This window comes from Luteitalea sp., assembly GCF_022842525.1.
Lineage (GTDB): Bacteria > Acidobacteriota > Vicinamibacteria > Vicinamibacterales > Vicinamibacteraceae > Luteitalea.
Genome location: NZ_JALHPM010000005.1, coordinates 64705 through 85471 on the forward strand (window position 1 = coordinate 64705; position 20767 = coordinate 85471).

The 20767-nt window shown below is 71.7% G+C and carries 17 protein-coding genes; 10 read left to right on the forward strand and 7 right to left on the reverse strand.

All coding sequences use genetic code 11. From position 1 onward, the window contains the following. Window positions 1–83: 83 nt before the first annotated feature. From Q0C41_RS02215 to Q0C41_RS02225, 3 genes are read right to left on the reverse strand one after another with little or no spacing between them, the layout of a single operon-like run. Window positions 84–971, reverse strand: coding sequence for a hypothetical protein (locus Q0C41_RS02215; RefSeq protein WP_291980814.1), 888 nt, complete (start codon window positions 969–971; stop codon window positions 84–86). Beyond that, window positions 968–1564, reverse strand: coding sequence for a hypothetical protein (locus tag Q0C41_RS02220; protein ID WP_291980815.1), 597 nt, complete (start codon window positions 1562–1564; stop codon window positions 968–970). The genes Q0C41_RS02215 and Q0C41_RS02220 overlap by 4 nt, the downstream gene beginning before the upstream one ends. Next, window positions 1561–4470: a CHAT domain-containing protein gene (locus Q0C41_RS02225; protein ID WP_291980816.1), complete on the reverse strand. Its 2910-nt coding sequence runs from the start codon at window positions 4468–4470 to the stop codon at window positions 1561–1563. Before Q0C41_RS02225 ends, Q0C41_RS02220 begins: the two co-directional genes overlap by 4 nt. Before the next feature lie 159 nt (window positions 4471–4629). Here Q0C41_RS02225 and Q0C41_RS02230 point away from each other — a divergent pair, with 159 nt between their 5' ends. The 7 genes from Q0C41_RS02230 (at window position 4630) to Q0C41_RS02260 (ending at window position 11124) form a co-directional block, all read left to right on the forward strand. Further along, window positions 4630–5127: a sensor histidine kinase KdpD gene (locus tag Q0C41_RS02230; RefSeq protein ID WP_291980817.1), complete on the forward strand. Its 498-nt coding sequence runs from the start codon at window positions 4630–4632 to the stop codon at window positions 5125–5127. Window positions 5128–5188: 61 nt separating this feature from the next. Beyond that, window positions 5189–5878, forward strand: a complete 690-nt coding sequence (locus Q0C41_RS02235; RefSeq protein ID WP_291980818.1) for a PAS domain-containing protein — start codon at window positions 5189–5191, stop codon at window positions 5876–5878. Further along, window positions 5854–6126: a response regulator gene (locus Q0C41_RS02240; RefSeq protein WP_291980819.1), complete on the forward strand. Its 273-nt coding sequence runs from the start codon at window positions 5854–5856 to the stop codon at window positions 6124–6126. Before Q0C41_RS02235 ends, Q0C41_RS02240 begins: the two co-directional genes overlap by 25 nt. Then, entirely contained in the window at window positions 6101–6889 is a 789-nt protein-coding gene (locus Q0C41_RS02245) for a glucose 1-dehydrogenase (protein WP_291980820.1), read from the forward strand. The genes Q0C41_RS02240 and Q0C41_RS02245 overlap by 26 nt, the downstream gene beginning before the upstream one ends. Before the next feature lie 82 nt (window positions 6890–6971). Continuing rightward, entirely contained in the window at window positions 6972–7484 is a 513-nt protein-coding gene (locus Q0C41_RS02250; RefSeq protein WP_291980821.1) for a cupin domain-containing protein, read from the forward strand. A gap of 32 nt (window positions 7485–7516) precedes the next feature. Beyond that, window positions 7517–8383, forward strand: coding sequence for a tetratricopeptide repeat protein (locus Q0C41_RS02255; protein WP_291980822.1), 867 nt, complete (start codon window positions 7517–7519; stop codon window positions 8381–8383). A 2-nt stretch (window positions 8384–8385) separates the two neighbouring features. Further along, window positions 8386–11124, forward strand: coding sequence for a CHAT domain-containing tetratricopeptide repeat protein (locus Q0C41_RS02260; protein ID WP_291980836.1), 2739 nt, complete (start codon window positions 8386–8388; stop codon window positions 11122–11124). Window positions 11125–11136: 12 nt separating this feature from the next. On the opposite strand, the gene Q0C41_RS02265 is transcribed toward Q0C41_RS02260, so the two are convergent. Continuing rightward, window positions 11137–11667, reverse strand: coding sequence for a sigma-70 family RNA polymerase sigma factor (locus Q0C41_RS02265; protein ID WP_291980823.1), 531 nt, complete (start codon window positions 11665–11667; stop codon window positions 11137–11139). 135 nt (window positions 11668–11802) lie between these two features. Here Q0C41_RS02265 and Q0C41_RS02270 point away from each other — a divergent pair, with 135 nt between their 5' ends. Further along, entirely contained in the window at window positions 11803–14982 is a 3180-nt protein-coding gene (locus tag Q0C41_RS02270) for a carboxypeptidase regulatory-like domain-containing protein (RefSeq protein ID WP_291980824.1), read from the forward strand. A 170-nt stretch (window positions 14983–15152) separates the two neighbouring features. Here Q0C41_RS02270 and Q0C41_RS02275 read toward each other — a convergent pair whose 3' ends face one another. From Q0C41_RS02275 to Q0C41_RS02285, 3 genes are all read right to left on the reverse strand, one after another. Further along, window positions 15153–15938 (reverse strand): LytTR family DNA-binding domain-containing protein, encoded by a 786-nt coding sequence (locus Q0C41_RS02275; RefSeq protein ID WP_291980825.1) that lies wholly within the window; start codon window positions 15936–15938, stop codon window positions 15153–15155. Next, window positions 15935–17179 carry a histidine kinase gene (locus tag Q0C41_RS02280; protein ID WP_291980826.1) on the reverse strand — a complete coding sequence of 415 codons (1245 nt, stop codon included), beginning with the start codon at window positions 17177–17179 and terminating at the stop codon, window positions 15935–15937. The genes Q0C41_RS02275 and Q0C41_RS02280 overlap by 4 nt, the downstream gene beginning before the upstream one ends. Window positions 17180–17310: 131 nt before the next feature. After that, window positions 17311–17541 carry a hypothetical protein gene (locus tag Q0C41_RS02285; protein ID WP_291980827.1) on the reverse strand — a complete coding sequence of 77 codons (231 nt, stop codon included), beginning with the start codon at window positions 17539–17541 and terminating at the stop codon, window positions 17311–17313. Between the two features lie 89 nt (window positions 17542–17630). On the opposite strand from Q0C41_RS02285, the gene Q0C41_RS02290 reads away from it, so the two are divergent. Both Q0C41_RS02290 and Q0C41_RS02295 read left to right on the forward strand, forming a co-directional pair. Then, the gene (locus Q0C41_RS02290) at window positions 17631–20117 is read left to right on the forward strand and encodes a serine/threonine-protein kinase (RefSeq protein WP_291980828.1); all 2487 of its coding nucleotides are present in this window, start codon (window positions 17631–17633) and stop codon (window positions 20115–20117) included. Window positions 20118–20137: 20 nt separating this feature from the next. Then, window positions 20138–20764 carry a hypothetical protein gene (locus tag Q0C41_RS02295; RefSeq protein ID WP_291980829.1) on the forward strand — a complete coding sequence of 209 codons (627 nt, stop codon included), beginning with the start codon at window positions 20138–20140 and terminating at the stop codon, window positions 20762–20764. The last annotated feature ends 3 nt before the right edge of the window (window positions 20765–20767 follow it).

A 20767-nucleotide genomic window follows, 5' to 3' on the forward strand; every position in this document is an offset into this window, starting at 1 on the left:
GTTTCGCGTGCGTCCCGCTCGGGAGAAGGCAGGGCCGGCTCTCCGCTTGCCGCCGAAGCCGGCTGGCGACGGCGGGAGCCGCCCTATGGCCGTCCAGTCACGCGCACCTGGAGGAAGGCGAGGGGCTCGGGAGTCCCCTGCGCGTCGAGACCTTCGACGGCGACGTCGTACGCGCCGTCCGGCAGCACACGGCGTTCGACGACGATCGACACCGTGCGAGAGGCCGACAGCGTGGGCACGGTGGCTGCGCCGATCTCGCGTCCGCGCGCATCGCTGACGCTTAGCCGGTAACGCGGGTAGTCGTCGCCTGGCGCGACAGGCACGCGCAACTCGACGTGTGTGGCAGACGACTGGACGTCGACTGGGGTCGGCGCTGCGCTGCGCGAGACCCCGACCGGCAGAGTGACGGCAAAGACGGACCGCACCGGCTGCCGCGGCGCGACGGCCACGGGTGGTGGCGGCGCCGGGGCCGGCGGCACGCCAGGTTCAGTCCCGACAGGCGGCGTCTCGACGGGGTGGTCGGGGTGGTCGGGCGCGCTCGCGCCCTGTCCTGGCTCGGCCTGCGCCTGTGGCGCCACCTCGTCCTGCGGCGTCAGCGTCCGCGCGTTCCACACGCCTGCCGCCACCAGGATCGCGGCCGCGGCCGCGAGAGGCAGCCACCAGCCCCCGCCGGCGATTCGCGTGCTGGGCGAGGAGGCCAGCGCCCGGGCGACCTGCAGGCGTTCGCGCAGCCGTGGCCGCGCCGCCAACGCTCGCTCGACCGACGCCCTCTGCGCCGGCACGAGCGTGCCGGCGACGTAGCGATCGATCAGCCGTGTTTCGGCCTCATCGATCGCCAGGGCCACATCCGGATTGCCGAACGCGTCTTCCTCGATCGCCTCGCACGCCGGCTCGTCGAGCAGGCCGAGGACATAGCGCTCGAGGTGAGAGGGGTCGGGTGGGTGGGGAAGCACGTGGCGCAGGTCCGTCATCGATCAGTGCTCCCTGCAGGCAGACTGTTTCGCTTGCTGGCACCCCGGAGGCATGCGCGCACGCAGTGCTCGAGGGACAGGCGCAGTCTCAACATGCGCAGGCGCAGGGCGGTGGCGCTCACGCCAAGTTCTGCAGCCAGGCGCTTGCGCCCGTCGATGCGCCCTCGCCCCTCGGCGCTGTAGTAGGCCATCACGTGCGCCTGTGTGGCCGGTTCGAGCCGGCGCAGACAGCCGTCGAGGCACGCGGCGGCCGCGTCATCCTCGGCGTCCACGCCGCCATCCGGCATTGGGGGATCTGACGGGAGCGGGTCGGTCGTGGCGTGGCGGCGCGACTCGAGCAGGACCAGTCGTGCCACGCCGCGGGCATACGCTGCCACCTCGCCGATGTCGACGCCGTCGCACAGGCGCCTCGCCACGCGGTCGAGGACCTGGTCGGCAAGGCCCTCGGCATCGACTGCGGCTCGCACCTCGAAGTATCGACAGAGGAGACGCCGCAGGGCCTCGTAGGCGTCGCCCGCTGCGTCCTCGGAGGGGCCCAGGCGTTGCAGCAACCGCCGGAGTGGCTCGCCGGCCACGGGACGACCGGCGCTCATTCCAGCGTGCCCAGCGCCACGAATCCGGCCCAGTGACGAGGGTCTGCCCACCGCAGGTCGGCACGCATCCGCTGCTGGGCCTGCTCCAGCGCGCGTGGGGCCGAGCCCCCGTCGCGCACCAGCGCCTCGTAGAAATGACGCATCAGGACCATGGTGGCGCGGTCGTCCACGTCCCACAGGCTCGCCACCACCGTGCCGGCGCCGGCTTGCAGGAAGCCGCGCGCGAGGCCCTGCAGCCCTTCGCCCCGCAGGTCGGGGCCGATCACGGTCTGGCAGGCGCTCAGCACGACGGTCTGTCCCGACAGGGCCAGGCCTACGACTTCGTGCAGGCGAAGCCGTCCATCCACCGGCCGGCCCGACTCATCCACCAGTGACAGCACGAGGCCGGAGAGGTCGGGACGCGTGGCGTGCTGCGACGCATGTGACGCGAGGTGGAGGACGTCGAACGAGCCGAGCGGGAGTGCCGCGACCGACGGCTTGCTGGCCTCGAAGTCCGTGAGGACGGTGGCCGTGACGAGCGCCGCGATGGCGTCGGCCTCCTGGCGGCTGAACCGCAGGCGGGCCGGGGCCTCGGGGGCCGAGGTGCCCCGGTCCGTGCGGGGCCCCTCACCCGTGCGGCCTACCAGTCGCGCGTCGTCCAGGCCATAGACGGGGTCGGCGACGATGGCCACCCGGGGCGGCCCGGTGTCGAGGCGCGGCCCAGACGTTCTGGTGACCCAGCGCGCCGATGGGAGTCGCACGGTCTGAAAGCGGTCCAGGACCGCGCGACCATCAGCCAGTGGCAGGGCGGCCACGGGTACGGACTCGAGGACGCCATCCAGGACGATGCCGAGCCGGCGGGCCCGGACGTGCGGCTCCAGCGGGTGCACGAGGAGCGCCGCGAGCCGACGCAGGGCGTCAGCGGCAGGCCTGGCGTCGTCGATCGCTGAGCGCGCCTCCCGCACCGCACCCTCGATGGCGGAGCGCCCGGGCAGGCGCACGGAGTTCAGCCCATCGGCGTGCAGCACCCAGGCGACCGACCGCTCTGCGCCCAGCCAGTACGCGATCACGGCGGTGTCCTCAGGAAGGCGCGCCTGGATGGCGTTCAGCTCGAGGCGTGGCGCGTCGCGGCGCCACGGCAACTGCGCCCGCATCTCTGCCCGGAACGTCCGGAGAGCCAGCAGGCGGCGGTCCAGCGCGGCCTGCACGTCCGGCCTGTCTGATCCCTGCGCGCGCTCGAGCTTCAGCGCCGCGATGCTCACCTCGTCTTCGAGGCGCCGTTCGCGGGCCCGCAGCGGGTTGTCCGTCGGCAGAGGGGTCAGGGCATCGGCAAGGGCGTCGCTCAGCCGGCGACTTCGGGCCCGCTCGGCGGCCACGAAGGCGGCGCGATCGTGCCCGGCGTTCGGCGAGGCCTCGTGGCTCCGCAGCAGGAGGTCGACCTCGAGATCGAGCAGATCGGCATGGCTGGCCAGATACGACGCCCGCAGGTCCAGCGCCGCGACTCCGGCGCGTACCTGTTCGACCCGGTCGAGCGCCGTGGCGACCTCGGCGCGTGCGCGGGCGAGGTCGCCTCGCCGCAAGGCCGCGCGGGCCAGCTCTGCCCTGAGGATGGCCTCCGTGCGGGGCACGCGGCGCACCACGGGGTCGTTCGCCAGGCGCTCGAGTTCGATGGTCAACGCCGGGTCTGGCTCCGAGTCGGTGACGCGACTCGAGAGGGCGGCGGCCAGAGCGATCCCGTCAGGCCTGCCGATCTCGGCGGCCAGGGTCCGTGCTCGAGCCGCATGACGGATGGCGTCTGCCCGGCGCCCCTCGGCGGCCTCGAGCGCGGCAAGGCTGCGGAGCGTCGCGGCCTCGCCCGGCGTGTCCGACGCCTGGCGCTTCAGGGCGAGGGCGCGTTCCAGCGCCGCGCGCGCTTCCTCCAGACGGCCCGCGGCACGGTACGCACCGGCAAGGCTCTGGAGCGTGGTACCGAGGCGAGCGGGGTCGTGCGTGCGCAGCGGCAGGACGGACTCCAGCGTCGTGACGGCATCCACGTCGTGACCGAGGGCCAGATAGACGACGCCCAACGTATGCCTGGCGAAGGCGAGGCCGGACCGATCGCCCATGGTCTCGAACTGCGATGCCGCGTCGATCAGGTGGTCGATCGACTCCTGCCACGTGCCGAGCGCAAACGATTGCGTGCCAAGGCCAAGCGTGGCGTACGCCAGGTCGACCGCACGGCCCGACATCCGCGCCACGTCGCGGGCCTCGCGGTGGGCCTCGATCGCCTTGTCGAGATCGCCGCGATTGCCGTGGATCGTCGCCAGGTTGTTCAGGGTCCCTGCGGTGGAGGCCACGTCGCCCACGTCACGACGAAGCGCGAGGGCGCGCCCATAGGCGGCCTCGGCCTCATCGAGGCGGGATCGGCTGAAGAGCAGGGCTCCGAGGTTGTGGTGCACCGTGCCGAGACCGGCGCGATCGCCGACCGCGTCGTACCAGGCGAGCGCCTGGCGATGGGCGGTCTCGGCGTCGTCCAGTCGGCCCAGACGTCGCAGGACAATGCCGGACAGCGTCGAGGCACGCGCGGCCTGCGACAGATGGGCGTCGGCGACGAAGAGCGTGGCGGCGGTCTGGAGGTCAGTCAGGGCCTCGGGCTCGTCGCGGCCGAGATTCAGCCGCAGGTCGCCGCGAGTCAGCCGTGCCTCGGCCTCTACTTCACGGCTCGACGCCTGACGCGCCTCGTCGACGACGCGACCGAGCAGCACCAGGGCCGCTGTGCGCGACGCGCCATCGCCACCCGCGAGGGCCCGCGCCTCGTCGAGCAGGCGACGACCCTCGCCCGCCTCGACCGGCGCTTGCGCTCCGGCCGGCAGGCCGATCGACATGAGCAGCGTCCAGAGCAGCCCGCAGGTTGCCCGTCGTGCTTGTGCACCTCGCCACCACCACACGGTCAGAGGATTGTAGCGGCGCCGCCTCACCCCGGCGCGGTTGCCGCCGATTACCCCAGGTGACCGGGTTGCCGCTCCCCGTCCGGAGACGTGCGCCCCGTTCACGCTGCCGCACCCGTGCAGCCCGAGCCGGTGATGACAACTGGTTGTGCCCCGTCCGTGCCCCTCATCGAGGACGACCACCTGCTGGCCGCCGAGCACCTGCGCCTGCGGATGCAGCGCGCCGAGGTCGAACCCGCCCTCCTGCTGGCCGACCTGCGCGACGTCTTCCTCGGCACGCCCGAGGCCTACGGCAAGTCGATCGTCATGGCCGTCCATCCACTGTCGCCGTCGATCGAGACGGATCCGTCGCTGCTGACACGCGTGCTCGGCACCCTGTTGAAGAACGCGCTCGAGGCCTCCGGATTCGGGGATGTGGTCACGGTACGTCATCGAACGGACGCCCGCGGCGCCAGTTTCGCCATCCACAACCCCGCCGTGATGACGCAGGCGCAACGCATCCAGATCTTCAGCCGCCAGCCGAGCCCCGTCCCGCCACGGCGCGGCCTCGGTACCTACGCGGCGCGGATCGTCGCCGAGCGCGCACTCGGCGGCACGCTCCGCTTCGGGTCCAATCCCGAGACGGGCACCGTCTTCCTCCTCGAGCTGCCGCAGTAGTCCCTGAACTGTGCGAGGTGACCTCGGGAGGATGACGCGGCCGGGTCATGATGCCTCGGTCATGGCAGAGTCCTCCGCCTCCGGCAGGGGTGGTCTGCGTGCGTCGGTGGCTCGCATCGTGCTGCCGTACGCCTGCGTGGCCGGACTGTGGGTTCTCGTCTCCTATCGCGCCATCGCCCGGCTGTTCCCCGACCCGGTCGAACTGGCTGCGGTCGCCACCTTCAAGGGCTTCTTGTTCGTCGCGGTCACGGCCGCCTCGCTCTGGGGGTTGCTGCGCATCGAGTTGAGCCGGCGCGTCGCGACCGAAGCCGCCCTGGCCGAGGCGTCGGCCCGGATCTTCGGTGTCGACCCCGGTCTCGCCAGCGGCGCCCTGCTGGAGGTGGCGACGCGTGCCGTCCACCCCGAGGATCGGTCGGCCGTTCACCAGGCCAACAAGCGGGTCCTCGATGGGCACGGACCCACCTCGCTCGAGTATCGACTGCTGCGTCCCGATGGCCGCCTGCGCACGGTGTGGGCCGAGAGCGCCGACGTGAAGACCGCCGCTGACGGCACGCCCGTCACCCTGTCGGGCATCGTGCAGGACATCACCGATCGCAAGCAGCTCGAACAGCAGTTCCTGCGCGCGCAGCGCACCGAGGCGGTGGGCGCCCTGGCCAGCGGCATCGCCCACGACCTCAACAACATCCTGTCGAAGGACTGGTGGCCTACGAGCGGCACAGCGCCGACGTGCGCGCCGTGGTCACCGACATGATGATGCCGGGCATGAGTGGCGACGCGATGATTGCCGCGCTCCGCGCCCGCGGGATCGACGTGCCCATCCTCGCCGTCAGCGGTGCGGACACGGCCGCGCCGCTGTCTGCGGGACCGGGCCTCATGCGTCTCGCACTGGAGCAGGCCATGCGCGCATCGACGCCACCCCAGGCACCACCGCCGCCGCCGCGCGGCGCGGCGTGGACGGGTAAGATGCGAGGGCATGGCACCCGCACCACCCGTTCGTGATCTGCTCGACCTTCGTGGTCGTGTCGCGCTGGTGACAGGCGCCGGTGCCGGCATCGGCACCGGCATCGCCGCCCGTCTCGCCGAAGCCGGCGCGCACGTCGCCGTCCACTACCACCGCAGCGACGATGGCGCGCGTGACGTCGTGGATCGCATCACGTCGGCGGGTGGCACCGCCCGTGTCTATCGCGCCGACCTCACCCAGCCGGACGACGTCCGGGATCTGCACGCCCGCATCACGTCGGACGCCGGGGTGCCCGATGTCCTCGTGAACAACGCGGGGACATATCCGCTCGGGACCATTCTCGACGTGGACGCGAACGACTGGCAGGCCGTCGTCGCGTCCAACCTCACCAGCGTCCATCTGGTCACGCAGGCCGTGGCGCGTGGGCTCCGCGACGCCCATCGTGGCGGCGCCATCGTCAACATCGCCTCCATCGAAGCGTCCAACGTCGCTCCCGCACACAGCCATTACGCCGCCGCCAAGGCCGGCGTCGTGATGTACACGAAGTCCGCGGCCCGCGAGCTCGGTCCGCTCGGCATTCGGGTCAACGCCGTGTCCCCTGGCCTCATCTGGCGCCCAGGTCTCGAGGAGGCCTGGCCCGACGGTGTCTCCGCCTACACCAGCGCCACGCCGCTCGGCAGGCTGGGCGGCTTCGACGACGTGGCCGATGCCTGTCTCTTTCTCGCCTCCGACGGTGCCCGCTGGATCACCGGCATCGAGCTCGTCGTTGACGGCGGGGTGCTGACGAATCGGGCGTACTGAACAATTCAGCATTCAGGATTCAGAATGAAGGAAGAGCCAAGGCCCAAGGCCGAATGACCAAGGCCGTCAGTGAAACCGAGTGATGACCCGCGATGAGGTGATTCGGCGGCTCGACCTGGTGCCGCTGCCCGGAGAAGGCGGCTACTACCGGCAGACGTGGCAGGCCGCCGATCGCGTCCCGGTGCCGGCGCGTGGCGGGCGCTCTGCGCAGGACAAGGCGGCTGGCACGGCCATCTACTACCTGGTGACCGACGACGCGGACGGCTTCTCGGCGATGCATCGTCTGCCCACCGACGAGGTCTACCACTTCTACCTCGGCGACCCGGTCGAGCAGCTGTTGCTGCATGGCGATGGGCGGGTGGAGGTCGTCCATCTCGGGGCGGACATCGCGGCGGGCCACTGCGTGCAGCACGTGGCGCCCCGCGACACGTGGCAGGGGACGCGTCTCGTGCCCGGTGGCCGATGGGCGCTGCTCGGTACGACGATGGCGCCGGGGTTCGATGCCGGCGACTACGAGGCCGGCAACCGCGAGGCGCTGATCGGCGCCTACCCGCACGCGGCGTCGCGGATTCGGGCCCTGACGCGCGTGCGCTGAGCAGAAGGCCCCGGCGTATCCTCTAACGGTCCATGGACCCTGCTCTCGACGAGGTGTGGCGGAGTCGGGCGCGCAGCCTGCTGACGCGCGAGCCCCACGGCGCGCACCTGCCCGACGAGGCATGGGTGGCCCTGGCCGAGGGCCGTGCCGTGCCCGGGACGGCCAGCGGTGCCCTCGAGCACCTGGCGCGCTGCGCCGAATGCCGGGACATCCTGCGCGCCGTCCACCTGCTGCAGACCGGCCACCAGGCCCCCGATGGGCCGGCCCGCACCGGCGCGACCTCGCGCTGGCCCTGGGCCGCCGCCGTGGCCGCGCTGCTGATCGCAGCCACCGGCATCTGGTTGGTCACGCCCCGCCTCTCCACCATCGAGAGCCAGGTCGCCGTCGCCCGTGACGCGGACACCCGGCCGCTGGCGCCGCCGGCCTCGACACCGCCGGCCGCCCCCGCGCCGCCGACGTGGTTGCGCGTCACGCCTCCCACGATCGCCATCTACTCCCCGGGCGTGCTGACGATGCGCGGAGGACAGGAGGGCAGCTTTGCCGACGCCTTCGCCGAGGCGATGGCCCCATGGCAGGCAGGCCAGTACCGCGAGGCGGCCCGACGTCTCGACGCCCTCACGGCGTCGCATCCGGGCGTGGCCGACGGGCACTACTACAAGGGCGTGGCGTTGCTGCTCGACGGCGCGTCAACAGAGGCTGTCGCACCACTCGAGCGCGCCGTGGCGCTGGCGCCGGCGACGTTGGCCGCCGATGCCTCGTGGTACCTCGGGGTGGCCTTGCACCAGAGCGGACGACCCGCCCAGGCGGTGCGCGCCTTCGAAGTCGCCTGTCGCGCCGGTCGTCCTCTGGCGTGCGAGGCCGCTGCCGATCCCGCGCACGAGGCCGCCTCCCGGCCGTGACCATGCAGGCGCGGGCGCTGGCCGCGTCGCTCCTCGCGACGTGTCTCGTCGTGGCGACGATCGGGCTGCGTGCCGAGCCCTCGCCCGGCACCGCCGATCGGATTGCCGCCCTGATTGCCAGCGGCGACCTCGCCGACGCCGACACCGTGGTGGGGGAGTGGCTCGCTCGTGCGACCCGGTCGGCCGAGCCGCTCGCCATCGCCGAGGCGAGCCACAGCCTCGGCACGCTCCGCGTCGCTCAGCGTCGATTCGCCGAGGCCGAGCGTGCCTTCGACACGGCGCGACAGCAGTACGCCTCGGCAGCGACCTCGGCAGCGTCATCGCGCGGCCTCGGGCGCGTCTGGCGCGACCTCGGCAGCCTGTCCTGGACGACCGGCCGCACTGCGGACATCTCGCCAGCCTACCTCGAGGCCGCGCGCGCGTTCGCTGCGGCCGGTCTCGTCCACGATCAGGCGGGCGCCCTGCGCTCCTCGATCTACGGTGAGGCGTATCGCACCGGGCAGGAGAAGCGCGCCGTCCTGCTCGAGGCGCTCGCTCTGCTCGCGGGGCGACCCGATCAGGTGGCGTCACACCGGTACGTGCGGGGGGCGCTGCTGCACGACCTCGGCGATCGGATGTTCGCGGAAGGCCGGTATGCGGACGCACACGCCGTGTATGGCGCCGCCGATGGCCTGCTCGCCACCGACGAGGAGAATCGCCGGGCCTATTCGCTGCTGCTGACGAGTCGGGCCCGTCTCCTCCGGGCGCAGGGACAGCCCGCGCGTGCGGTCGCCCTGTACGAGCGTGCGCTGGTGCTGCAGCAGGCGACGCGCTACGACCATGGGCTGTCGCAGACGCTGAACGCGATGTCGGTGGCGCAAGGCACGCTGGGGCAGCGCGCGCAGGCGGTGGCCTCGCTCGAACAGGCGCTGGCAGTGGCGCAGCGACTCGACGCAGCCTGGCGGGTGGCGGTGGCGCGTCTCAACCTCGCGGAGGCTCGGCTCGCTGCCGGTGAACGGACGGCGGCGCTGGCCGACTTCAGCCGGTACGAGGCCGACGCGGCGCGTGCCGCGCTCGGGCCCGGCTACCGGTTGCAGGAGATCCCACTCCTGCTGGCGGCCTCTCGCATGAACGAGGCGCTGGACGTCGCCACGCTGGTGCTGGCAGGGAATGCGTCGACAGCGGGGGTGCGCGAGCTGCGCGCGCGCGCGCTCATGGCGCGTGCCGAGGTGTACGAGCGCCTCGGCGACACGGCCCGCGCTCGTCGTGATCTCGATGAGGCGCGCGACGTGTGGGAAGCGGTCCGCGCCTCGCTCGAGCCCTCCGACTTCGTGCGCCGTGGCTTCGCGGAGATGATGGCCACGGACTTCTACGCCAGCTACGTCGATGGCCTCGCTGACACCTCCGCACCGGCCGCCTCGCTCGCTGCTGCCGAGCTGGCGCGCACCCGGGCCTTCGTCGATCTGCTGGCGCAGCGCGTGCTCACGGAGGGCCTGCCGGACGCCACGTCCCTCGACGGCACTGCGGCGCCAGACGCGATGACGTCGCTCACCGAGATCGAGAGACGCCTCCTCGAGTCGGCCGGCGCCGTGCCGGGGCCACCCGTGGACGCCGCGCTCGAGTCCGCGCGTCGCGTGACCCCGCTGACCGTCACCGAGATGCAGCGTCTGGTCGAGGCCGAGCGCGTCGTCTCGCTGGTCTACTGGGTGGGGGCCACGCGCACGCTGCTCTGGATTCTCGAGCCCGCCACCCCGGTGGCACTCCACGTGATCGAGGCCGGTGCTCCGCAGCTCTCGCGGCTCGTCCAGCGGTCCACCGAGGCCCAGGACGGTGGGGCGCTGCGTCGACTCGATGCGTTGTTGCTGGCACCGGCCGCGCCCGCACTGGCGCGGACGCCCCGCCTGCTCGTCGTGCCGCACGGGCCACTGAACCGGCTGTCGTTCGCGACCGTGCGCGATGCGCGCGGGCGCTACCTCGTCGAGCGCGCCAGCGTCCGCTACCTGCCCTCGCTGACCAGCCTCGAGACCATCCGCGGACGCCAGGTGGCGGCTTCGACGACACGCCGGGCGCTTGTCGTGGGGGTGCCCAACGCCGCGCCACGCCCATCCGGTGGCGTGCCGCTGCCCGTGTTGCCCGGGGTCCGCCGTGAGACTGCCGCCGTCCGCGCCGCACTCACGGCCCGTGGCACCGATGCGGAGACGCTCGTCGGTGCCGGGGCCACCGAGTCGGCCGTCAGGGCCGCCCTCGCCGGAGGCCGCCACGACGTCGTCCATGTGGCCGCGCACGGTGTGGTGTCCGACCGCGACCCGATGGCCTCGTGGCTCGCCTTCTCCGGAGGCGGCGCCGCGAGCGCCGACGATGGGCGGCTGACCGCGGCCGAGGTGTACGGCTTGCACCTGGACGCCGACCTCGTCGTGCTGAGCGCGTGTCGCGGCGCGGATGGACCGGTCTCTGGCGACGGCGTCACCGGCCTGACCCGCGCCTTTCTCGCGGCCGGGAGCCGGTCGGTGCTGGCCAGCCTCTGGACGCTGCCCGACACCACGGCTCCACAGCTGCTCTCGGGCTTCTACGCGCGATGGCGAGATGTCCCGGCGGCCGAGGGCACCGCCCAGGACAAGGCCGAGGCCCTGAGGCACGCCCAGCGGCGTCTTCTCGCGGCCCTGCGCGGTGGGCGCGTGTCGGTGGACACCCGCCTCGGTCCGATGCCGCTGGCCGAGCATCCGCTGCTGTGGGGTGGCCTCATCGTGGTCGGCGACCGTTAGGCGCGGCGTCCCTCAGTCGGGGGGCTGACGGAGCCACTGCCGCAGGTCGGCCATCCCCTTGCCGACCAGGTTCCGTGTCCGGTTGTAGCTCCAGCCCGTGACGGCGCCAATCTCCTCGGCCGACATCCCGGCCAGATGCGCCTCCACGGCGCGCCGACGATCCTCCGGGAGCCGATCGAGCGCGTCGCGCAGACGCTGCTCCGCCCGGACACCCTCGAACTGGACCAGCGGATCGGGCTCGCTCGACGGCATGGCCCGCGCGGCATCGAGGCGCCGGGCACGATCGGCGTGCACGGCCCGCACCAGCCGCACGGTCTCGCGCACGGCGGCGCGATAGACGTACGACACGGGCGACGCGATGACGCGGTCCTGCCGCACCTGTCGCCACAGCGCCAGCAGGATCTCCTGCTCCGCATCGTCGGCCACCCGGTCGGCGTCCGCGCCAGCGACCCGCCTGACCACCCCGCGGATCAGTCTCGAGTAGTCGCGGACCAGCCCCTCGAAGCGGCGGTGCGGCGGCTCCGGTCTGGGGTCGTCGTGCATCTGTGGGAAGGGGGCCACCGGCCGGTGCCCCCGTCCCGGCATTGTAGTCGCTCCCCCGGGAGCAAATCCCGCAGGTCCTTCCTCTCACTGTCGAAACCAGCAACAACGCGCCGCATGCGGTGCAGGAGGATAGGCGTGAGCGCAAGACGATGGGGAGCGGGCCTGTGCGGGCTGCTGATGGCGGGATGGGCGACAACGGCAGGGGCCGCGACCTTCACGGTCACGACGACCAGCAACGCCGGAGCCGGGTCGTTGCGTCAGGCGATGCTCGACGCCAATGCGGCGGCGGGGGCCGACACGATCGTGTTCAACATCCCCGGCGCGGGACCGCACGTCATCACGCCGGTGACGGCTCTGCCGTCCATCACGGGACCGGTGACCATCGACGGCTTCACGCAGCCCGGGTCGTCGCCGAACACCCTGGTCGTCGGCAACGACGCGGTCATCCGGATTGAGATTGCCGACACCGTCAGGGTCGCCAACGCCAGTAACGTCGTCCTGCGAGGGCTGGCAATCTGGGTCGGCAGCGGCGGCGACATCGTCCGCATCGACGGAGGGAGCACCGGGTTCACCACCACCGGCGGCATCGTCGAAGGCTGCTTCATTGGCTTCGCCGCTGACGGCGCCACGGTGCCCGGCACGTCGACGCGGGGTATCGGGATCCTTCGGACCGGCGGGGGGCAAGTCGGCGGATTTCGGATAGGCGGCGGCCTGCCTGCGCAGCGCAACCTCATCTCTGGCGCGAACGGCGAGCTCATCAACATCATCGGGCTCAACCTGCCAGGCACCGTCGTGCAGGGCAACTACCTCAACACGACGCGGGCCGGGACCGCCGCCGTGGGCTTCGCAACGGCGACTGGCATCAGGACGCAGTCGCCGCTCACCATCGGCGGGCTGGCGCCTGGTGAGCGGAACGTCATCGCCCGCGGCAACGACGGCATTGCCACCGCCAGCGCGACGGGCATCGTCATTCGCGGCAACTACATCGGCGTCGGCGCCGATGGCGTGACGCCGCTCGGCCACAGCGGCGAAGGCATCCTCATCTCGAACGTCACTCGGGACGCCGTGATCGAGGGGAACGTGATCGGCAACAGCGCGGAGGGGATCTTCGTGTCTGGCGACGCGAGCGCGACGATTTCCGGCAACCTCATCGGCGTCGGCGCGGACGGCGTGACGCCGGCTGGCAATACCAACAACGGCATTCTCATCCGCGAGGATGGGCCTCTCAGTCTCGGCAACCTGATCGGCGGGGCAGCGCCGGGCGCGGCCAACGTCATCGCCTACAGCGTGCGCGGCGTCACCATCGTGAATGCCAATGCGATCGTCTCGCGCAACCGCGTCTTCGGCCACTCGCAGCGCGGGATCTCCCACTTCGTCCTGGCCGCCAACAACGGCGCGCAGACGCCCGTCCTGACCAGCGTGGTGCGGAGCGCCGGCAGCACCACCGTCAACGGCACGCTGGTGGGGCCCGCCGGCGTGCAGCATCGTCTCGAGTTCTTCGGCAACGCCGCCTGTGGCCCCGACGGCACCGGGCAGGGCGAGGTCTTCCTCGGTGACGCGCTCGTCACGACGACCGGCGCCACGCCGCAGCCCTTCAGCGCCGTGGTGAGCGCAACGGCCCTGCCGGTCGTCAGCGCAACGGCGCTGGGCCTCGCCGATCCCATCAGTGCCTCGACGTCGAGCTTCTCGACGTGCCTGGTGGCGCCGCCGACGTTCCAAATCTCCGGTATCGTGCGCGACCGCAACGACACCCCCGTGCCGGATGTGCCCATCACCCTCACCGGCAGCAGCACCGCGACGGTCCAGACCGATGGCGACGGCCGGTATGCCTTCCCGGGCCTGGCGGCCGGGGGCACCTACAGCGTGGCGCCGGTGCGCCCGTCCTTCGAGTTCAGTCCGTCGAGCCAGACGTTCGCCAACCTCGCGAAGGATGAGGTCGCGCCGTTCTTCCTGGTGACCAGGGGCGTGTTCACGCGCTACTTCGCCGAGGGCGCCACCGGATCGTTCTTCACGACCGAGATCGCCCTGCTCAACGCGACGGGCACGCCCACCGATGCGGTGGTGACCTTCCAGAAGCCGGATGGCACCAGCGTGCCGGCGCCGCTGACGATGAACGGGCTCGAACGTCGCACCGTGAACCCCGCGACGTTCCCGGGCCTCGAGAACACGGCACTGGCCACGGTGATCGAGAGCACACAGCCGCTCATCGCCGATCGCACGATGCGCTGGGATGCCCGCGGCTACGGCAGTCACACCGAGACGTCGATCGCCCAGCCTTTGACGCAGTGGTATCTCGCAGAGGGGGCGACGACGGGCTTCGATCTGTTCTATCTGATTCAGAACCCCGGTCCCGATCCGGCGACCGTGCAGGTGCGGTACCTGCTGCCAGCGCCGCAGGCGCCGCTCGTCAAGAGCTACACCGTGAGCGGCAACAGCCGGTTCAACATCTGGGTCAACGTGGAGCAGTTCGACACACCGGCGGGGCCGCAGGCATTGCTGGCGAATGCCGAGCTGTCGGCGGCGTTCACGTCGGATCGCGCCGTGATCGTCGAGCGGGCGATGTACCTCTCGCGCAACGGCCGGCAGTTCGATGCCGGGCACGAGAGCGCCGCGTCTCCGGAGCTGTCCACCACGTGGTTCCTGGCCGAGGGGGCGACGGGGCCATTCTTCGATCTGTTCGCGCTGATCGCCAACCCGAACGACACCGCGGCGACGATGGACGTGACCTACCTGCTGGCGGACAGCTCGTTCACGAAGAGCTACACCGTACCGGCCAACAGTCGCTTCAACATCTGGGTGGACCAGGACGACCCGCGCCTGGCGGATACGGCCGTGTCGATGTCCCTGCGATCGACCAATGCGGTGCCCGTGCTGGTCGAGCGCGCGATGTGGTGGCCGGGCAGCTTCGCGTCGTGGTTCGAAGGCCACAACAGTCGCGGCGCCATCGAGACCGGCGAGAAATGGGGCCTGGCCGACGGGCAGGTCGGCGGGCCCTTCGGCATCGAGACGTACGCGCTGGTCGCCAACACGTCGTCGTTCGAGGCGAGCGTACGCGTGACCGTTGTCTTCGAGGACGGCACCACCCAGGTCGGCACCTACGCCGTGCCGGGCAACGGTCGCTTCAACGTGCCGATGGGCGTCTTCTTTCCCGCAACGGTCGACAAGCGCTTCGGCGTGGTGGTGGAGAGCCTGCCCGTCACCGGCGGCACGGCCCAGATCGTCGTCGAGCGCGCGTCGTACAGCAACGCGGTGATCGACGGACAGACGGTGACGTGGGCCGCGGGCGCCAACGCCTTCGGCACCAAGCTGCGGTAGGGAGGGGCAACGTTGGGTAGGGCCCGTTCTCCGAACGGGCCGTCAGCGGCAGGGGGTAGGGCCCGTTCTCCGAACGGGCCGTCGTTCGGCCGGCTCGGAGAGCCGGCCCTACCCATGGGCCAGCCGGCCCTACCCAGGACCAGCCGGCCCTACCCATGGACCAGCGGGCCCTACCCGTGGATGGTCGCTTCGGCGAGCAGCTTCTTCAGGCGGTTGTCGGGGCCCCGGCTGGCGACCAGCCGGGTGCCGTCGCGCAGGATCACGGCGTACTCGCCGTGGAAGAGCGGCTGCAGCTCGCGGATGCGGTCGGCGTTGACGATCGTCGACCGATGGATGCGGATGAACTGGGACTCGTCGAGCACCGACTCCATGCCCTTCATCGTCTCGCGCAGCAGGTGCGACTGCGGGCCCATGTGCAGGCGCACGTAGTTGCCCTCGGCCTCGATCCAGTCGATGTCGTCGACCTTGACGAAGAACACGCGGCCGGACGACTTGACGACGATGCGCTGTTTCTCGCGCTGCTCGGCGGTGAGTGAGGCGACCAGCGAGCGCAGGCGATCCTTGTCCACGGAGCCCTCGGCTTCCTCGCGCCGGGCGATGGCAGTGCGGGCGCGCTGCAGGGCCTGGGCGAAGCGTTCGGCGTTGAAGGGTTTGAGCACGTAGTCGAGCGCGTGGACCTCGAAGGCCTTGAGCGCGTACTGGTCGTACGCCGTGACGAAGACGACGTAGGGCATGACCTCGCCCTCGAGCGCGCGCAGCACGCCGAAGCCATCGACGCCGGGCATCTGCACGTCGAGGAACACGAGGTCGGGACGCTCGCGGCGGATGGCGTCGATCGCCTGCTGGCCGTCGCCGTGCTCGCCGATGACGGCCACGTCGTCGTGCATGCCGAGCATCATGCGCACGCGTTCGCGCGCGAGCGGTTCGTCGTCCACGATGAGGGTGCGCAGGGTCATGCAGAGACTCCTTCGACCGACGCGGCGAGGTCCGCGGCGTCGCCAATCGGCAGACGGAGCCGGACCACGGCGCCGCCATCGGGGTGGTTGGACAGCGTGAGCACGGCGCCCGGCCCGTAGAGTTCGCGCAGCCGCTCCCGGGTGTTGCGCAGACCGATGCCGCGCATCGGCAGGCCCTCCGGTCCGAGCCGGAAGCCGGGGCCGTCGTCGCGCACGGCCAGATCGAGCCAGTGGCCGCTGCGGCGCGCGGTCACTTCGATGCGTCCGCACTCCGGCCGTGTGGCCAGGCCGTGCTTGATGGCGTTCTCGGCGATGGGTTGCAGCACCTGATTAGGTACGAGGACGTGCAGCAGGTGTTCCGGCACATCGACGTCGACCTTCAGGCGATCCTGGAAGCGCGTGCGCTGGATATCCAGATAGCGGCTCAGGAACTCCACTTCCTGTCCCAGGCGCACCTCCTGGACCCCGATCGAGTCGAGGGACAGGCGGAGGAGATCGCTGAGCTGCGTGATCATCTCGTCGGCCCCGTGGGGGTCGCGGTGGACCAGGGTCGAGATGGCATTGAGCGTGTTGAAGAGGAAGTGCGGGTGCAACTGGCCCTTGAGGACCTCGAGCTGGGCCCGTGCCAGGCGGGCTTCGAGCTGCGAGGCGCGGAGGGCGCGGTCGCGGAAGCGCTTGTAGTTGTGCCACGCCTGGTGCACCGAGACGAGCACCCAGTAGGACTGGAAGGCGAGGTAGAACTGCGACACGAGCAGCCACGAGAACGGCAGCGGCTGCGGGTCGACGTAGGGAATGTGGCTGACGCCCCAGCGGCACCCGGCGTAGGCTACGCAGACGGCCAGCGACCCGAGCACGTGGACGCCGAAGGAGCGGCGCCAGTTGCCGGGTTCGAGCGGGAACTGCCGCGCCATGCTGAAGATCGCCGGCGCCAGCAGCAGGAAGGGCAGCCAGGTCGCAAAGCCGGAGAACACGATCTCGACGAGCGGCAGCTCGACCCCGCGCATCCGGTACTGCAGCGCCAGCTGCGGCATCGTCACCAGGCTGAGCACGACGAGCACGGCCGCGAGCAGCAACCAGCCCCGGCGCTCGATGGCCGCGGTGTGCGAGGCATGGGGCATGCGCAGGGTGTCGACCACCGCTGTGCGCAGATCGCCCATGCGCGGCGCCTCCACCTCGTCCATGGCGGGAGGGGTAACGCCCATCGTGGGGGCCGTGCGGAACAGGCGGCTGAGCCAGGCCACGTCTCGTCCTATCCCGCCCGCGTGCCCGCTCACAACGAGTTCGGGACGAACCGGATGAGGGTGGGACGAAATGGAGAGGCGCGTCGTTCAATCCGACGCGTGTGCGTCTGGCCGTCGGCCAGCGTTGTGCGTCAGTGAGCGGGACCGTTGCCGGTGGTGGCTGGCCAGCGGAGCAGGGTCGGCGAGGCCTGGGTGGCGGCGGCCACGGCTTCGGCGAGCTCGGCAAAACGGTCGTCCTCGATCCGCAGGTTCAGATCGCCGATCTGCACATGGAGGCACCCGTGCTCGCAGCGGTACACGGAACACTCGCCCGCTTCCCCGAGCACTTCGTACTGGTCGTCCGACATTCCGTGATCTGCCATGGCTACCGGACCCGAGACCGGACAGGCAGGTTAGCGTTCCCCTCTCCGGCCGGTCAAGCCCGTCCACCTGAGCGATAATGCCCCCGCCCATGACACGAGAGGTGGCCGTCACTGACGTTGGCGGCGAGCGCTCCGCGCAGGAGGTGCTCGTCGAGCGCTATCGGCTCGTCCGGCAGCTCGGTCGTGGTGGCATGGGTACGGTCGACCTGGCCGACGACCTCGTGCTCGACCGGCGTGTCGCGGTCAAGCGGCTGCGCGACATCTCGCTGCAAGGCGCGCAGGCCCGCCAGCGCGTGCTGCACGAGGCCCGGGCCCTCGCGGCCCTGAATCACCCGGGCGTCGCAGCGATCTACGACGTACTGGACCTCGATCCCCCGGCACTCGTCCTCGAGTACGTCGAAGGGACCACCTGGGACGACTGGGTCGAGCAGGGCCAGACCCCGGCGCAGCTGCTGGCGGCCATGGAGCGCATCCTCGAAGCGGTCGCCTACGCGCACGGCCGTGGCGTGGTCCACTGCGACCTCAAGCCGTCCAACATCGTGGTGGCCGACAACGGCGTCCCCAAGGTGCTGGACTTCGGGATCGCCCAGCTCGGGCTGACGGGGCCCGACTCGGCGCCGGGCACCGACGAGACACGACAGCCGGCCTTCACGCCGAAATGGGCCGCCCCCGAGGTGCAGCGGGGACGTCGCCCCACCCCGGCAGCCGACGTCTATGCCCTCGGCGTGATGATCGAGGACCTGCCGATCGACTGCACGCGGGCGAAGCACCCCCTGCCGACCCTGCTGGCGCGCCAGTTGCGCCATCTCGGCCGACGTGCCCAGGCCGAGTCCCCGGACACCCGGCCAGCGGACGCCGCCGCCCTGCTCCGCGAACTGCCGCGGCTGTCAGCGTCCGGTGCCCCCGTCGTCGCGCGCCACCGCCGCAGCGGCGCCTTTGCCATCACCGCCCTGCTCGTCGGGGGCGGCTGCGTGACCGGTGGCCTCGCCATCGTCAGAGGCGATCGCGGCCCGGTCGCGCCGGGGACGCCCGTGCTGGCCGTGGTGCCCCGCGTCGACGCCGCCTCGGCCTCGTCCACGTCCGCGGCGGCCGCCGACCTGCTGCGGCAGGCGCTCCGCCCCCTGGGACGCGCCCGGCTCGTCACCTCGGACGTCCCGGCGCTGACCGACGACACCGCGACGCTCGTGGCGGCGCTGAAGGACGAGGGGTTGTCACATGTGCTGGTCCCCACCGTGGCGACCATGCGGTCGACCATCAGACTCAGTGTCGCCGTGCTGCGGGCCAGTGACGGTGCCGTCGTCCATACCGCGACCCGATTCGGCGCGCCGGACGCCCTGCCGCACCTGGCCGCGCTCGTTGCCGGCGACGTGCGGACCTGGCTCGGCGAAGGAACGGCCGGCCGCCTGCAGACGCCCGCCTTCGCGCCCACGGCGCTGTCGCTCGGGCAGTATTCACAGGCGCGCCAGTACGCCGAACGCCCGGACCTGCCCGGCAACCTCGCGCGTGCCGCCGACCTGCTGGAGCAGACCGTGAGGCGCGATCCGGCCTACGCCGCCGCGCATGCCGAACTCGGTCGCGTCCACTGGCTGCGCTACCGCGCCACCCGGGACACGGCGGCACTCGACGCCGCGCAGCTGTCCCTGCTCGAGGCGCTCACCCGCGAGGCCAATCTGCCGGAAACCCGCACGACCCTCGCGCTGCTGATGCGCGAGCGTGGACGCTATCCCGACGCGGCCCGAGCCCTGCACGACGTCCTCGAGACCGCGCCAGACGACGACGTGGCACTGCGGCTGCTCGGCGAACTCGAAGCGCAGCAGGGGAGTGTGGACGATGGGGTGACCCTCATCACGCGCGCCGTCACGCTGCGGCCGGGAAGCTGGGCGAACCATCGCGCGCTCGGCGCGACCCTCTTCAATGCCGGCCGGTACCCCGAGGCCGGCCGCAGCTTCGAGGTCCTCACGCAGTTGCAGCCGGACAACCCGTGGGGCTTCCAGATGCTCGGCGCGGCACGCCAGATGGCCGGCAACCTCGACGGCGCCGTCCAGCCGTACGAGCGATCCCTCGCCATCCGTCGGACGGCGGCGGCGCTGTCGAACCTGGCCACGGTGCAGTACGTGCGCGGCGACTTCGCCGTCGCCGAGCGGCTGTACCGCGAGGCGGTCACGCTGTCGCCGCGCGATGCCGTGATGCACCGCAACGTCGGCGACGCGTTGCTGCGGCAGTCGAAGAAGGCCGACGCGGCGCGGGCCTTCACGCATGCCGCGGAACTGGCGCGCGCGCAGGCGGCGACCAATCCGGCGGACGCGCGCGCGCTGGGCACCGCCGCCTACGCGCTGGCGCGGCTCGGCCAGTGCGGAGAGGCCGCGAGCGTGGCTGCAACAGCCGAGAGCCTCGGGAGCCTCAATCCGTCGGTGGCCGCCAACCTGGCCAATGCGTGGGCGCTGTGCGATCGTCCCGCCGACGCCCTGCGCATCGTCCGCGCGCTGCAGGCACGCGGTGCACCCCTGTCCACCCTGCTGGAGCACGACGTGCTGCAGCGCCTGAAGACCCTGCCGGAGTTCGGCAGCCTCCTCTAGACCCAGACTGGAGTCCCCGAGTGCCCCGACGCACCCTCCTCGCCCTGACGGCCATCGCCTTCACCCTGTTCGCCCTGGCCGCCACCGTGACCGACGTCTCGCCTGTCGCGCGACTGCTGGCGCAGCCCGAGGCCGACGTGCTCGAACGCCGCTTCTCGCGTGTGCCCAATGCCAACGCCGCCACCTGCAATCCGCGCGGCGACGCCGACGTGAAGGCGTGTCTGGTCCCCGGATCCGATGCCCTGGCCGATCAGTCGAAGCGGGTCGCCCCAGGCGTCGACTGCTTCTGGCGCAAGGACGACACCAAGCGCTTCGAGGACGTCGCGGGCAACAGCGGTGGCGCTGGCAGCGCGGTCCGGTTCCGCTTCATCGTCGCCAACCGATGCGCCGTGCCGGTGCAGGTGCAGCTGACGCTGTCGGCCGCCGAAGGCAACGCGCTCCGCTTCCGCGACTGCGACGCCACCGTGTTCACGCAGACGCTGGCGCCTGGGGCGCGTCCGTTCGTGCAGACCTGCATGTCGCTGCCGTACCGTGCCGGGTCGCAGACCTTCACGCGGTCGTTCTCGATCGGCGGTCGGGCGCCCGGCGCCGGCCCCTTCGTCCTGTTCGACCCCGAGGTCGTGATCGAAGAGGCCGCGGCGCCCTGACCT

Coding starts and splice junctions, on each gene's coding strand:
- Q0C41_RS02215 (WP_291980814.1), bottom strand. CDS start 971: ATGACGGACCTGCGCCACGTGCTTCCCCACCCACCCGACCCCTCTCAC.
- Q0C41_RS02220 (WP_291980815.1), bottom strand. CDS start 1,564: ATGAGCGCCGGTCGTCCCGTGGCCGGCGAGCCACTCCGGCGGTTGCTG.
- Q0C41_RS02235 (WP_291980818.1), top strand. CDS start 5,189: ATGGCAGAGTCCTCCGCCTCCGGCAGGGGTGGTCTGCGTGCGTCGGTG.
- Q0C41_RS02245 (WP_291980820.1), top strand. CDS start 6,101: ATGGCACCCGCACCACCCGTTCGTGATCTGCTCGACCTTCGTGGTCGT.
- Q0C41_RS02250 (WP_291980821.1), top strand. CDS start 6,972: ATGACCCGCGATGAGGTGATTCGGCGGCTCGACCTGGTGCCGCTGCCC.
- Q0C41_RS02255 (WP_291980822.1), top strand. CDS start 7,517: ATGGACCCTGCTCTCGACGAGGTGTGGCGGAGTCGGGCGCGCAGCCTG.
- Q0C41_RS02260 (WP_291980836.1), top strand. CDS start 8,386: ATGCAGGCGCGGGCGCTGGCCGCGTCGCTCCTCGCGACGTGTCTCGTC.
- Q0C41_RS02265 (WP_291980823.1), bottom strand. CDS start 11,667: ATGCACGACGACCCCAGACCGGAGCCGCCGCACCGCCGCTTCGAGGGG.
- Q0C41_RS02275 (WP_291980825.1), bottom strand. CDS start 15,938: ATGACCCTGCGCACCCTCATCGTGGACGACGAACCGCTCGCGCGCGAA.
- Q0C41_RS02285 (WP_291980827.1), bottom strand. CDS start 17,541: ATGGCAGATCACGGAATGTCGGACGACCAGTACGAAGTGCTCGGGGAA.
- Q0C41_RS02290 (WP_291980828.1), top strand. CDS start 17,631: ATGACACGAGAGGTGGCCGTCACTGACGTTGGCGGCGAGCGCTCCGCG.